At 42.2% G+C, this 14,415-nt stretch carries 11 protein-coding genes; all 11 read right to left on the bottom strand.

The genetic code is table 11. The annotated features are described in order from the left end of the window. Positions 1-7 precede the first annotated feature (7 nt). Complete coding sequence (locus WG8_RS06995; protein ID WP_007429438.1) at positions 8-355, bottom strand: hypothetical protein; 348 nt, start codon at positions 353-355, stop codon at positions 8-10. 65 nt (positions 356-420) lie between these two features. Continuing rightward, entirely contained in the window at positions 421-756 is a 336-nt protein-coding gene (locus tag WG8_RS06990) for a hypothetical protein (RefSeq protein ID WP_007429437.1), read from the bottom strand. 38 nt (positions 757-794) lie between these two features. Continuing rightward, positions 795-1,247, bottom strand: coding sequence for a hypothetical protein (locus WG8_RS06985; RefSeq protein WP_007429436.1), 453 nt, complete (start codon positions 1,245-1,247; stop codon positions 795-797). Positions 1,248-1,415: 168 nt separating this feature from the next. Next, complete coding sequence (locus WG8_RS06980; protein ID WP_043890851.1) at positions 1,416-1,952, bottom strand: sigma-70 family RNA polymerase sigma factor; 537 nt, start codon at positions 1,950-1,952, stop codon at positions 1,416-1,418. Between the two features lie 915 nt (positions 1,953-2,867). Next, positions 2,868-6,872 (bottom strand): DNRLRE domain-containing protein, encoded by a 4,005-nt coding sequence (locus tag WG8_RS06970; protein WP_007429434.1) that lies wholly within the window; start codon positions 6,870-6,872, stop codon positions 2,868-2,870. 36 nt (positions 6,873-6,908) lie between these two features. Further along, positions 6,909-9,713 carry a GLUG motif-containing protein gene (locus tag WG8_RS06965; protein WP_007429433.1) on the bottom strand — a complete coding sequence of 935 codons (2,805 nt, stop codon included), beginning with the start codon at positions 9,711-9,713 and terminating at the stop codon, positions 6,909-6,911. Continuing rightward, entirely contained in the window at positions 9,698-10,315 is a 618-nt protein-coding gene (locus tag WG8_RS06960) for a hypothetical protein (RefSeq protein WP_007429432.1), read from the bottom strand. The genes WG8_RS06965 and WG8_RS06960 overlap by 16 nt, the downstream gene beginning before the upstream one ends. Before the next feature lie 43 nt (positions 10,316-10,358). Then, the gene (locus WG8_RS06955) at positions 10,359-10,853 is read right to left on the bottom strand and encodes a hypothetical protein (protein ID WP_007429431.1); all 495 of its coding nucleotides are present in this window, start codon (positions 10,851-10,853) and stop codon (positions 10,359-10,361) included. A gap of 261 nt (positions 10,854-11,114) precedes the next feature. Next, positions 11,115-12,335: a hypothetical protein gene (locus WG8_RS06950; protein ID WP_007429430.1), complete on the bottom strand. Its 1,221-nt coding sequence runs from the start codon at positions 12,333-12,335 to the stop codon at positions 11,115-11,117. A 132-nt stretch (positions 12,336-12,467) separates the two neighbouring features. After that, positions 12,468-13,301 (bottom strand): hypothetical protein, encoded by an 834-nt coding sequence (locus tag WG8_RS06945; RefSeq protein WP_007429429.1) that lies wholly within the window; start codon positions 13,299-13,301, stop codon positions 12,468-12,470. 14 nt (positions 13,302-13,315) lie between these two features. Next, positions 13,316-14,401 (bottom strand): hypothetical protein, encoded by a 1,086-nt coding sequence (locus WG8_RS06940; protein WP_007429428.1) that lies wholly within the window; start codon positions 14,399-14,401, stop codon positions 13,316-13,318. Positions 14,402-14,415: the final 14 nt, after the last annotated feature.

The raw sequence follows: 14,415 nt of genomic DNA, 5'->3' as shown, positions 1-14,415 counted from the left end.
TTAAAATTTATTCATCTGAATAGTTAATGAGATACGTATGGCCGGAATCATCCAAGTATAAAAAATTCTTTGAACGCGCCTGATTCGTTTGCATAGAATCCAATACATACTCACGCTGGGTAAGAAGCTGCTGCTCCATTTCCTGAGCTAGAGACATATATTCATTCATTTGTAGTTCAAGCAACTGATGACGGGCTGCAAGTTGTCTATTTTGGGAAATTAAGTGATGATTTTTCCTTTTAAGCTCCTTATTCTCTTTAACAACTCTCTGAATTTTGCTAATAATTTGCATAAATTCTACTGAATCAGAATCTTCCCCATCTGGCTGATACATGTTGTTGTTCATATGGTTCATATCATTTCCTCCACAGTTGATTTAGCTGCATTTTAAAATTTATATGGTGATACAATTAACGCTGTCTACTGTGTTTCTTTAACATCAGTGTAGTGGTAATTCGTAAAATCCTTGAGATGTATTTCCACCCGATTCAGGTTACAGTCAGGTTCATTTGCTAGCGTTTGTTCCAGCTTTTCAAACTTCAGCAGGGTATTCTTGCTCACCGGCGGCTTATATGCATCTTCGCCTGCGTCGTATCTTGCCCACCACCTTCTCAGAGATTCCAGCGTTATGGTCTGATTAATATAATCCCCACAGTGCTTACACCAAAGAACAAGGGATTGATCACATTCCATCTCTTCAGGAACAAAAGAAGATTCCGCCCCACAGAGGGGGCATTTATTCATATAGCCGATCATGTTCTTTAACCTCCCTAGACCACTTTTTTTAGACCCGGTCAGATAGAGAATAGATCATAGCTTTGGTCCGTTAGACCATTCAGATGAAGAACAACCTCCGGGTCTATCAAAAAATAGTAGGATGTTTCTATTCTTTTGCGTTCAGCACTCTCCGTGTAAAATTCAAAACGAAATTCTCGCCCTCCCTTTACAGGATGAGCTACTTGAAAATAGAGGCCTTCACTATAATCTTTACAATAAACGTGGTTAACAATTAGCTTTTCATCAACCACTAGGGACCAGTAATCGGCAGGGGTAATCGTATCTGCCTTTATTGAAATAGCGAAAAATTCCAGATCATTGGATATCTTAAAGGTGTCTGCTACCATCCTTTTACTTTCTAACGCCCTTAAACCATCTATATCAACTCTTCGGCTTGCTATGCAGGGCTTTGTTTTGGTAGGATAGAAAGGTGGATCTAATCTCCCACCAACTATATAGCGACTCAGCATGTAAATTCCCCTCCTCTTTAACAATTTTCATTAAATTTTCAGAATCATTCACTTGCAATGCCTCAGTCAGATATGTATACTAAGAATGTATAGTAAGGGGCAGTGCGTAGTGCCTTTCTATTTTCTTTTGGATTGGATTTTTTTTCTGATAGTCGTATATCAGATTATTTATTTTTCAAGTTCAGTTTTATAGAGTTCTCTTAGTTTTTTCATAGCTCGACAAGCATGGGATTTATGAATATCGAGATAATGGGCGATTTCTGTAGGTTTCATGTCCATTCCCTCTTCAGTGAATAACATAAAATTTAAGATTCGTTGCTCCTGTTTTGTGAATCTGTCACGATTGCTTAAATAGTCTACTTTTACGTCTGTTAATTTAAACCCGTAATCATTCACTTGAACCGAGTAATAATTGGCCATTGAGTCTTCTTCATCTACGCCATCGCAAAAGTTAACGATTGTACTGTATTGTGTAATTTTACGTTTTTTTTTACGATAATAATCAACTACAGAACGTTTAATGACTGTATGTGAAAAAGTAGATATATCCTTTTTTATGTTGCCTTTGTGGATTGCTGTCAGAATTTGAACGATAGAATCCTGTTTCACATCTTCTCGATCCTCCTCGTTAACACCACGAAGTATAAAGTTAAAAATATGATTTAAGGTATCTGGGTTAAATGAACTAACATTTGTCGTTATCATTGCGGCTCTCCTATTTTAGTTTATTTTAATTAAATAGGTTCAATTCACTTTGTTCCCTCCCCAAGAATGTGTATCACGTCTCCTTTCTGGATTTCAACATTCGGCAATTAGTTTCCACTTTTTTCTTTATTATACCTTACTCTTTTTTAATACGTAATACATTTGTATCAGTTCCAATTACCTAAAAAAATTTATAATTTTTAGGATGCTACTCTAATAGTCGTCATATCTCTCAGAAGAGTTGCAATATATCTATTACTTTTTTTAAAAATGCGAACCTTTGTTCTCATTCTAATAGGTATATATAACCTTGTCAATTCCTAGAATTGGTTGATGTTATTTCAATTGGTTATATTGTTCTACTTTTTTTGTGTATACAACCTTTTGAAATAAGTCTTTTGAATCAATCAAAAGAAACGTTTCATGTTTCACAAGACCTGTTTCAATATTTTAATAGAAACAGAGGGGATATATGGATATAACCCTCTATTTCCAGCTGCCAACCTAAAAATCTGCTACCTATCCACCTTCAAGTCTGGCTACCAATGCCTCTACCTTTGCATTCAAGGATCTATTTTCTGCGATCAAGCTTAAATTTTCAGCCTGAAGCACCGCTACCTCTTCTCTTAAGCGATGGATTTCCTCCCTATGGCTCGACAAGGCATCCATTAAGGAAACCCGGAAAGCCTGCTCATCTTTGGACAATAGCTCTCGATCTGTAACCTTATTATTACTACGACCGCTGGCGTAGCCTATGACTCCTGAAATGGCTGTACCGATGACTCCAATAACTGCGGTTATTATATTTATGTCCAGCTCACATCACCTACCTGTTGTCTATTTTCTTCCCGTCAGGATCAATATAAGTAAAAATCGGTAAAAATTAACCCCTACTACGGATAGCAGGGGTTAATTTTACATGATATAGCAGTATCCGTATTCGGTAGCCACTTCTATACTGGATGCTACATCGTCATAAACCTGAATCTGTATAGCTCCAGAAAGCAATGATTTTTGCCATACGGAAATATGACCTTTCATTATAGATCTTTTCCAAATATCCATGGAGCCGTGAAGATCATTTTGTCGATACTGTCTGATCACCACTGAACCAGTGAAAACGGATTTCTCCCACACATTCATACCACTTTGTAAGCTTTTCTGTGCTGTCCTTCTCACAGTAAGATAGCCTGTGATATGACTATGCTCCCTAATCCCTAAATCTGCTGGAAGCTCTGTTTGCTCTGAATGTCGAATGGTAACGTGAGAAATTTGATCATACGCTGCATCCCGTCTAATGCCCACTTCAGAATTCAGATCATGGTGTTCCATAATACGAACCGATAGCTCGCTATCCCAATCCTGCTGATCGGAAAGACGCACCGAGATTCGAAACCATCGATCAGATTCACGGCTTTTCCGTGCACTGATCCTGCCTTTAAGTTCAGATTTCTCCCAAGTTTTTACGTAAAGCTCACTTAAGATATTGTCCAAATGACTACGTCTGATTCGCAGGTGAGAAGGCTGATCCGTATAGCTGTCCACTTGAACCTTTATGTTAGAGCCTAAATTGCCGGATCTTACTCCCACTGCAATTTCCAGATCAGAAATGAGCTTCACTCGCACTGTAATCCGTGACTGCATATCCATTCTTTGATGGTACGGGATGGATATAGAGGCCTGCAAATTTCCTGAAAGTACAGTGAGGCTTGAAGGCACATCTTTTTTCGGCCAAATCGCTATACATGATCTCAAAGAGGCATTCTGCGGTATCGTGATCGTTGAAGGCAGCCCGGAATGTGCTCTTGTTCTAATAGACAAATCGGACATGAGCTGACTACTAAACACAATTTGAAGCCTGCCGTAAAAATCAGGATTGTGGACATTCATATCCGCAGGCATATTTTGTCTATGAAGTATATGCCCCTCCACCATCAGATCCGCCTCACGAGATCTACGGACGGAAATAGAGCTTTTCTTTACTACTCCCTGGAAGACGGTTATGCTCCCCAATATATTAGGGATACTCAGCTTCATACCAGAAGTGATATCCTGATGCGCTGTCCTTCTTACACGGATCGACCCAAGCGTTTCCTTACGGTTGACAAGAATCTTTGCCGGAAGTTCGGGAAACGGAGCTGCCCAGCGGGCAACGCTCAGCCTGGAAGCCATGTTCTCCCTGTAAAAGACATACATATTGGAAGGTATTATTTTCCTACTCACCCATAGAGCGCTGTCTATTGAATGCTCACGTGCAACAGCAACAATAAGCTGAGCCTCTAAAGAATGATTATCCTTACGTCTTACGGACACTTTACCGTTTACGTTAGGTACCGTCACTGTAATATCGGCCAGGATCTCCCTTTGGTTATGGACAAACAGGCTTCCCTTCCAAACCGTTGCTCCATAGGACTGTTTAATGCGTAATGAGCCTTTAAGCTGCGACCCTTTGCTTACACGAGTGGTAAGGGCACCTGCCATACTATTTCTGCCTAAACTATAGATACGAGTATCATAGTAGCTAATCACTAATATAGGACGATACGACTTTTGCTCCTTGGTAAAAAAACGAATACTTCCATGTTCAAATTCATCCAGAGCTTTAAAGATATATCCAAAATTCGCCCTTTTTCCTTCATACCATGCACGAATGGAATCCGTCACATCAAAAGAAATGTACCCTGAATCTCCACCTACATCCTGAACGATGTTTATACCGTTATAGGTTGAATCCGGGTTGCTAAACCCAAACGGAAACGGTTGATTTTGCCATGTAACTCCATATTCTGACCATTCTTTGGATGCTTCAATTAGCTGTATCCCTTTTAGAGGTACGTTGCGGCCATCGAAATACACTTTGAGCTCGGCTGATTTAATCGTCGTATTTTTCTCGGGAATAGAAGCAGTATCCAAATCAAAGCCGACATAAGCTCGATATCTCTCCTGCGCCGATGCAGAATATCCGACATACATTTGTTCCTCAACACCATAGTTTAATCTGGGCTGAGACTCACGAACAAAAGCATCTTTATTAGCATAAATGCTCGTCGTGTACGCCGGAGGCTCAATAACATCATATCTGCCTTTCATCCAGGTATAAGGTGCAACTCCTATGGATGAGGCCATATTCGAAACTTCCCGAACCGTCATTGCAGATGGGAGATCATCATAACTTCGGGAAGTTATCCGGTATCTGCCGGTAGACTGGGTACAGGATGAAACAGATAAGAATGAAGGTAGATTCTCCGTTTTCTTAATTTGCAGACTAGAATCTAAATCTGTAACATGACGCTTATGAATATGGTAGTGCCCCATGATTCGGGTATGAGTGCCTATCTGAATGCTACTGTGTAGTTTGGATATATGGGGTACCGTTAGGAGGGAAGTTAAATCTCCATCCCCAAGTGGCTCTATCCCATATTTCACGACCAGGTGAGTATGCGTTTGTACAGACAATGATGAATGTACTTGATCAATAGACTTAATTTGCAGGTTGGAGCTGAGATTAACAGACTCAATTCTCCGTACCTGATATTTTCCGTTGCCTCTTGCTTGAAAATTGACTATCAAGCTGCCGACGATATCATTCGGCTGTTTGACCTTGATTACAGCTTTGAAGTTTTGCTCCTGAACAGCATGAATCTGATATTGAGCGGCTAATATAGTATTGACTTGCACCAATATCCAGGAATGTAATCCCTGCTGCACAACACTCAGGCTGGATCGTAAATCATCCGGTATGAGCCGCTTCACATCGTACCTGACTATGGCAGTAGCTGTTGAATTAACACTAAGCATAGCAGTGAGATTATCGGACACCATAACTGCCATCCTGCCTTGAACATCACTGTGATCCACAGGCAGGACACCATAACGAGCCTTTACTTTCGTTTTCCCCGATGCACTAACACCCAGCACAGCTACAAGGTTATCCGCTGTCTTTACTTCAATAGCACTCTGTATATCATCCTGATCCACGGGATGGATCGCATAGTGCGCTGTTACGGAAACATGAGTATTGATACGCATATTGCTGACTACATCAATAGGCCTTCTAACTACTATATGTGAAGACATGTCAGCCATGTCGGCAGGAATAATGGTCTGCTTCCCTTGAGCTCCCGAGCTAATTCCCACTTGCAGGGATGCTGTGAGATTCTGCCTTTCTGGTACGCTCGCGTGAATGCGCATGTCAGAATGACTTATCCCCAAAAGGTAACCAGCCATATAGTTTTCAACGATTTCATCCATAGTTAGCGCAACATTGTACAATCGTACAACGGGAATATAGCCACGAAAACCTTGGTTATTTTCTGTATTCTGCTTGCCAATAAAAAGTCCATTGGGCCGTTGGCTATGTTCAGCAAATTGGGCTTGCACAATTCCCTGAGGAGCGCCATTCAGAAAAGTAGCTAGATTGCCTGTAATTTCGTCATATGAGCCAACGATATGATACCATTGATTTCGGGGTAATCTGCCTAAGTTGGCATACGCTTTTCTCGTGTCGGTCGCAATCTGAAGCTCCAATTCCCCTGTAGGATTAAACTTGACCGAGATGCCCTGGGTATCGTTCCCCTCAGTATTATCCAGTTTCCCCCCGGAGGACAAAACAACGTTGCCCCCGATATAATACATCCAAACTTCAAAGGTAACGCTGGTGATCGGCTTAGAGGTATCCGCGCCTGCACATTGGATATATTGACTCGTCCCGTTAAAAAACAGGGCATAGGGCTGGATGGGAGTGTTTTTTCCTACCCAGCCATCATTTTTCGTAAATTGGAAGCCGTTCAGTATGCCGTGATTTCCTTTACCACTCAAATCATGCCATTGCGAAGTGGGTTTTGAGTTGGAGCCAAACTCCAAACCTTGATCTGCAAGGGAAGCGTGAAGGGAAAGGATTAATCCTCTCTTGCTAAACATTAACATCACGCCCTATTCCATTGTATTGGAACATCATTACATGGGGCTTGCTTTCGCCCTTAGATCAAACGTTCCACCCGTCTTCACTGTAATATCCGACTTGATTCGGACATAGAACTTTTCCGCGCCGCCCCTGGCCAAGATGCCATTAAAGGCTAATTCCTGAGCAGGTAAAAACGGAGTATCCGACATGCTTAAATCAATTTCCATCCCTTTAGCTACCGTCGCACTATCCACCCATGCTTTGAGTTGATTCACCGGGAAATCAGCATTGTTTTGCACCCATACCGGTTTGGGAGAAGAGGTTTGGCTGGCGACTAATGTACCGAACTCCAGGTAGCGCAGCCGCTCTCCTGCATTATCCGTATAGTATTTGCCAAATTCATTTCTAAATCCTAAAATAGGGGTATCAACAGGTAAAAGTTTACGTAGAACAGGATATCCATTATTATACTTTTGCTCTAACAGCCATAGGCTCGTAAAATCCCAACCACTAGAATTATTATATGTTCCAAGGAATTTCAGCTCAGCTGTTGTTATTCCTGCTGCTCCAAAACTCGTCGCTGCATTTGAGTTTAGTGTCCTATCCCAAAAATTTTGTGTCCAGGAAGCAGGAGATTCATAAGTCGATTTACTCGCCAAAAAACCTGAAAATCCTTCTGAATAGTATCCTTTACCATAAGCTATACTGCGTCGTACAATAGCTCCTTGTGAATATCTCCCAACATATCCGCCAAAGAGACCTACGCTGGTACCATTTAACTCTGTATTGGTGAAACAGTCTTCAACTAAACAAGTGGAGGAATCTTCAATATTCCCAAAAAAACCAGCTATATATCCACCCGTATTCTCACCTTTACCTGATGCATAGCATCTTCTGATAATAGGATTTCCACCAAGGGATGATACAAACCCGCCGCCATAATTGGTTGTTGAAATGTTCACATTGGAGGAGCAATCCTCAATAATTGCTCCTCCATGTACTTGACCTACTAAACCACCTACAAAAGTCCCTTTTATCATACTTGAAGCAAAGGTGTCTGTATGACAGTTAGAAAGTTTAGCATTACTAACATAACCGAAAGGAGACACATATTGTTTTCCAGTAAGGTTGGGATCTATAATATCCAGGTTTTCAATTAAACCACCACTGATAACTCCAAATAAACCCACATGAGTGTTAGCAGGCCTGTAAATAAACAAATTAGCGATACTGCGATTATTACCATTAATATAAGCCTTTACATACTGCTCTTTACCAACTAAATCAAAGCCAATGGGCATGAAGCCATTATCTGTCTGATGCTCTGTCATCTTAATATCATCTTCAAAACGAAAATAGTAGCCCTGTCGAAACCATCTCATCTGATTGAGATCAAATTCAGTGGTTATAATAAACGGGTTAGCTTCTTCTCCAAGTCCTTGGCTATATCTAATAAATTGTCTATGCTCTGGATAACCCTCATTATAATCTTCACTCATGTACCAATAGATATCAAATGACCAGTTCAAGAAGGAGCTCATATCTTTCATTTCTGACGTAGACAAACCCTTACCCAGTGCGCTATACGTACAGGTTGACTTCTCCATATCCCAAAATCCATTTGTGAAGCTGGAGCCGCTGTTAAAGCCTATTAATCCTCCAATACCAGTTCTTTCTTTAGCTACAGTAATATCCTCGACCAGTCCAGTTGAATACACGTTGGTTATTCCAATATACCCGTTATATCCATTAGTCAAATTCCCGGCAATACCCCCTGCATTGTTTCCTGTAGTCCTAATAACACACTTATAATTATAACAATAGTAAATTTCTGTGTTTGTATTTAAGTAACCTGCTTGTCTTAGATCACTGCTACCGTATCCAACAATGGCACCTACATTGCCCCCGCCGATAATCTCTCCTCCAACTACATTGCAGTTATAAATTTTGGCATTATACGCAGTTCCTATCAATGCCGCAACATTAGATTTAGAAGAAGAGATATTGGGATCTATCAGCCTTAAATTACGAATAAGCCCGCCCCAGCCACAGATACCAAATAATCCAGTTTCAGAGGTAGAAGAGTTAATATAAAGACTCTTTATATAAAAACCACCTCCATCATAAATTCCCGTAAAGCTCTTTATGGGCGTAAAGCCTTCTCCGCTCTGAAAGCTTCCCATCACAATGTCCCTATCCTGCAAATACCAGGCATTAGGTTTTTTACGGACATCGTTCAAGTCCTGCTCAGTAGATACAATATAAGGATCGGCCTGCGTACCTCCGCCGCCTGAGAAGTGATCCACATAGATGTAAGTCTGTCCGTCCTGCTTCTCATAGTAGGGTCTTATTCCTTGGGTTTCTTCTTTTGCCTTCACATAAGTCAGCTCAGCGATCCCATCCTCATCGGCATCACTCACTACATATACATCCGAATAATCATCATATGGCAAAATGATAGTACCACTAAGGTTGGAGGCTCCGTACACATAAGCAAATTCCCGCCCGTAAGGAATATCCTCCCGAGTTTCGGCATCGATTACGTGTTGGACACGATCTCTGCCTACAATTTCAATCCCTGAGGGGTCATCTGTATCAAATATAATCGTGGAAGCTATTTTATTTTCGTAAAAGGAAAGAGCCAATTGCTGATATTGTTGATGCAATAGCTCTTCTTCGGGCGTTAATGTATAGTTGCTATCCTGCGCTTTTTCCTGGAGTCCTTCGAATTCTTCCTGAATATTATCCCACCCATAGGGAGTTAAAATCTCTACAGGATGCGGGTATATGCGGAAAATAGATTTTTTACGAATCTTGTCAACTTCAATAGTATAGTTGCGAATTACTGAACCAGCCAATTCAGCTCACCTCCGATATTGGGTTTTAAAGGGGCCTGAAATTCCTTTGTCACGAATCCATTGACCTTAATCTGCAGCTTGCCATCCAGCTCAGTATCTGATACCACTCGCAAAGCCATGTGCACAGGGGCATGAAATGGAATTTTACAGATTGCTTTGAGATGGAATTGGACACCATGGACTACAAGCTCCGTCTTATAACCAAAATTAAACTGGGTAATTGTATTGCCCATTATGCCTTTTTCCCCAAGTGCAGCAGGGCTGTAATTAGGTAGTCCGATAGCCTCCGCATCTTTATAGGAAATGACATCTGAATAGGACTGAAATATATTGCCGGTCAGGTTATAATCTCTGTCCGGTGTCGAATAGATTAACTCCACCATTCGGCCTGCCAACTTGAAAATGCCATCTCGCTCAAAGTAAAACTTTTGACCATGTCCTATCAAGCCGAATCGAATCAATTTATCCTTTTGAAGCTTGTAAAAGCTGTTTTCATCCTGTGTGTCAAAATCATATTCAGATAGGTGAGTACCATCTGTGTACTCACCCAGCCAAATAAAATCCTGCGATACAGGAGAATATCCATTACATTGTGCAAACATAGATATTCTTCCTCCCATTGTATTGGTTGTTGTTTAAATGTTGTTAGACGTATTGATAGGCTACACGGGTCAGAAAATTAACATTGCCCGCCGTCGCTGTAGCCGGTACGCTAGCTTGCAATGTAACTTGTGTGTAGTTGCCTTTGGAGTTTCCAACTGAGCCATCGTTGATGACACCGAGAATTTCCTTATTTCCAGGAGAAAATGTACCTTTTGCGTTGACTGTATTTCCTCCAGCCTGAATAACTTTGGTTGCTGTACCTCCAATAGATGTAAAGCTAGATTCCCCCATACTATCTACACGTACCTGGATCCAGGTGTTAAGGACTAACTCCCCGCTGTCTCCACCTGAGCTATCCTTGGTTGTAATGGTACAATTGGTCATGGTTGAAAAATCGTTATTTGCATTCCCACGGTTGTTCCAAATAAGTACACCCAAAGATGGGGAAGAAGATCCCGCGTCTATCGTCCCGATCTCCCATTTTGATAGTGTTGTTACGTTGTCTGTTTTAAGCCATGATACAGCTGGTGCTGGCATGTTTTTTCCTCCTTTATTTTAGAAAAGATAAAATAAAACCCTTCGCCACTTTTTTCATGGCATACTCAATATAAGTAACTTGAATCGAAAACTAACATTGTGCGGACTTAAAACCTACAAAATTCTTTGGAGGTGGACACAAGTACACCCCTTAGATGCTGCGAATGAGCATACACTCGATTCAACGCTTCCAAGGGGTGCTGCCATAACTGATATAAAGAGCTATTTTCCAAGAAAATAGGAATTAAAATTGCTTATTGTTTATTCAGCCTTTTGGTACTGAATGAACAGAACATCCGGTACATTTTCGACAACCTTCAACGTATCCGGCGTAAAGTTAAAGCCTGTAATCAATCCGCCTTCATCCTTGATATAGGTAAAGTTAATACCTGGTGTTTGGAGCTGCCCGTTGATGGCCAGACGTACCGTTTTATCTTTGGCTTTTCCCTTTTTTAGCGTGTATTCCGTCTCGCCCCCAACGGCTTCAAATACCTCCTCTTCAGCCGCCGCTTCGATCGTGCCCACTTTCACACTCAATGCTTTGAATGCAGCATCCGCCGCCTTCTCCAAATCAAGAATACGACCTTCTGCATTGCCAAAAGCCCCTGCTTTGAAATAGCCGCTGGCGGAATCCGCGTCCCGATCACTGATCCCATCCATCAAATCCTCAGAAGATTTCAAGCGCTTCGCTAAATTGCTCAGAGCAGCTTGTAAAGTCACTCCGCTATAGTTGGAATCTGTTGCAACCCCGATCAATTGTGCACCGGCAGCAGAAGCCAACCGATCCTGGATCGCCTGATCTGCGTCCTTGCGATCTTGTACCTCCTGGCTAAGCTGGTCTTGAATTGAAACTCCCAGATTCGAATTACCGTCATTGTCAAGCGTGCCTGTCGAGCCATACACATCCTTCATCAACTGAATCAGATTCATATAGGCTTTGGCATCAGTGGCCCCTTCCACGAAACCGCTGCCGCCTCGAATGATTGCATCCGAAGGAATGACAGACAAATTCGTGCGAATGACAAAACGATAATCAATCTTGTCCGCTTTTGCAGCAAATGTGTACGGCTGCTCTTTGCCTCCTTCTACACTATAAAATTTCAGAAGGTAGCTGCCTTTACTTTCTTCAAGACGACCGTATACCACGTCAGAGTCGCTGTCTCCGATCGGGCTATCTGTACCTGTGGCGCGAAGCTGCACCTTTTCGGTCAGCACGACACCCTCCACTTTGTCTCCGGTCGAGACAGTTCTTGTGCCGATATCGCCCGATACATCCAGTTGTGTGCTGCCGGCAACCACTTTTTCATTAACCTGTACAAATACATCGATCTTGGTGTCTTCCAAAATTTCACGGTGATTATGAAACTGGAGGTCAATGTACTTCTCTGCAATTTTATTCGCTTCATCAAAATGTTGATTCCGCAACAGTTTGTTGTTCAACTGCTCACCACGGAATCTGGCAATACCTCTCGTTCCTGCCATAACTCATCTCTCCTTGTCGGGATTTTGCAAAATCCTCTTTTATGTTTTGTTACGAATGCAATATAAGTTTTCTTTATGCATTTCTATCCGATATTGCAGTAATATTTTGTTGTAAATAATTTAATTTCTACCTTATATAATAACGACGATTTCCAGCGTCAAGCCTTTTAATCCTTCACCTACCGCATGAGTGTTAATGCGAAAATGATCGTTCTTGCGAATCACAGGATCAGAAAGAATATAAGGTAAATTGCTCGTATTGCTGGATTTTTCACCTGCCTGGATGGTCAGGTTGCGACTGAGAATATTAGTCCAGCTCGGTAACGTTTCATAGTCGAGCTGTGAGCATTTTTCAATGGAAAATTCACTTTTACTCGTCCCGTATACTCCGCAGGAGGCATATATTTCTTTGATCTTCCCTTCAAACGGGAATCTCATTTCATATTTGCAGGGCCCTAGCGGAACCCGTTCCAGCACAAATACCATCGTTTTGGCCTCTGCCCGCTCCTGAATATAATCCAGCCTGTCATCCAACTGGTGAAACTGAACATCACGCTCCGTGTATTTACGGGCCGAGACGATCTCCTCCTCCAGCCTTTTGAACCTGAGATCATCAATACCACTTCCGCCCCCCTGACGATACTCAGGCTTCCAGGTACGGATGTATATTTCATCATCCATCACAAGCGGAATGTGCTGTCCTGCCAGTGGATGCTCCTGCGGATAAATGCCCAAATCGAGGCGAATCGTGTTTTCGTCTACTTCCTCATATCCGCCCTGAGCCAGCAAATGCTGCCCATTCAAATATACATCCAGCATCCTTGTACCCAATATATAAGGATGTGTCAGACGGATGTACAAGTCTTTATGCTGGTCCAGGTAGGCCTGATCCACAATAATCTCCTGCTCGTCCCAATAGATGATTTCATTTCCATATCTGCGCAACATCATCTTCGTACCTGCCAAAATCCAACACCTCCTTATACATGAGTAATATCCAAAATAAAATGAAGGGGCTTGATGCCAAAGTGCTCATTTTTGCGCTCTACCTTCATCCAGAATTTCATCCTGCCTTCGGGTGGCAGAGTCCCCATAGGGAGCTGCTGCATATAATCCCCTTGCGGATGGTCCGTTCCATCATCATGGCTCAAGTCCGCCCACTCATAACCAAATTTCTCCAGATATTTCAGTATCCCCATCGTAATTTGCTCAGCCTGCTTATTTTTTGAGGGATTATATAGCTCCAATTGCACCTGAATGGTATTGTCATACATCGTGCCCAGGTAGGTTTCCCCGCTTAAGCTAAGCTCTTTATCTTTCCACAGCACACGAAGATCAGTACCATACAGATACAAATCACCACCGTACATATCCATAGCGCCAAGGCTGGATAAAAGAACTCCATTTTCATCATAGACTCTCAGCATTCCGCTAAAGGGCACCGTCGGAAGCTCCAACTGCACCCCTGTCCACGTGGGCTCTACTTTGGAGGAAGCGACGGTATATCCATCGGGATCGCATAAAAATACGGAATAGCCTTCCGGCAAATTTCCCAGCGTTATTTTGTTGCTTTTGCATAGCACAAGCCTGTCTAAACCGAGGTTCTCGTATTCATCACGTTGTGGATTTTTTAAGAGGACACCTATTTTTTCAGCTACCAGATCAGCCGAGTCAAATAGCTCCCACCCCAATCCGCGATTGGCATAAAAGGTCCATCGGTTCCCCTTCTTCTCTGCCCGCCATCGACTATACTCCCGAGTTGTCGTGTCCCTACTCTCCAGGAATTCCAGCCGATGGTAGCCATCCTGCCAGATGACAATCCCGCCCTCGTCGCCGTATGCAATAGGAACATAGTCAGCAGTCACTTCTAACAGCAGGGTAGGCTCATCCTTAGGTGCATCAAACAAAAGCATGGTTTCCTGTTCTGTGTGGGACATGATTAACTGCTGCAAGCCTGTATTCAAGGTACAAGCCGTTGTCGGAGATATTTGGTAGCGGGAGTGGATTTCTCCACTTTGAAATGTGTCATCAAAAATCAATCCACTCCATTTCTTGTAGATCCCCATGAGATTTTTATCAC

This window comes from Paenibacillus sp. Aloe-11, from assembly GCF_000245715.1.
GTDB classification, from domain to species: domain Bacteria; phylum Bacillota; class Bacilli; order Paenibacillales; family Paenibacillaceae; genus Paenibacillus; species Paenibacillus kribbensis.
This window is presented reverse-complemented; position numbering and strand designations above follow the sequence as displayed.

What these genes read in the sequence shown, in the direction of transcription:
- WG8_RS06995 (WP_007429438.1), bottom strand. Translation starts at nt 355, where the DNA reads ATGAACCATATGAACAACAACATGTATCAGCCAGATGGGGAAGATTCT.
- WG8_RS06990 (WP_007429437.1), bottom strand. Translation starts at nt 756, where the DNA reads ATGATCGGCTATATGAATAAATGCCCCCTCTGTGGGGCGGAATCTTCT.
- WG8_RS06985 (WP_007429436.1), bottom strand. Translation starts at nt 1,247, where the DNA reads ATGCTGAGTCGCTATATAGTTGGTGGGAGATTAGATCCACCTTTCTAT.
- WG8_RS06980 (WP_043890851.1), bottom strand. Translation starts at nt 1,952, where the DNA reads ATGATAACGACAAATGTTAGTTCATTTAACCCAGATACCTTAAATCAT.
- WG8_RS06970 (WP_007429434.1), bottom strand. Translation starts at nt 6,872, where the DNA reads ATGTTTAGCAAGAGAGGATTAATCCTTTCCCTTCACGCTTCCCTTGCA.
- WG8_RS06960 (WP_007429432.1), bottom strand. Translation starts at nt 10,315, where the DNA reads ATGTTTGCACAATGTAATGGATATTCTCCTGTATCGCAGGATTTTATT.
- WG8_RS06955 (WP_007429431.1), bottom strand. Translation starts at nt 10,853, where the DNA reads ATGCCAGCACCAGCTGTATCATGGCTTAAAACAGACAACGTAACAACA.
- WG8_RS06950 (WP_007429430.1), bottom strand. Translation starts at nt 12,335, where the DNA reads ATGGCAGGAACGAGAGGTATTGCCAGATTCCGTGGTGAGCAGTTGAAC.
- WG8_RS06940 (WP_007429428.1), bottom strand. Translation starts at nt 14,401, where the DNA reads ATGGGGATCTACAAGAAATGGAGTGGATTGATTTTTGATGACACATTT.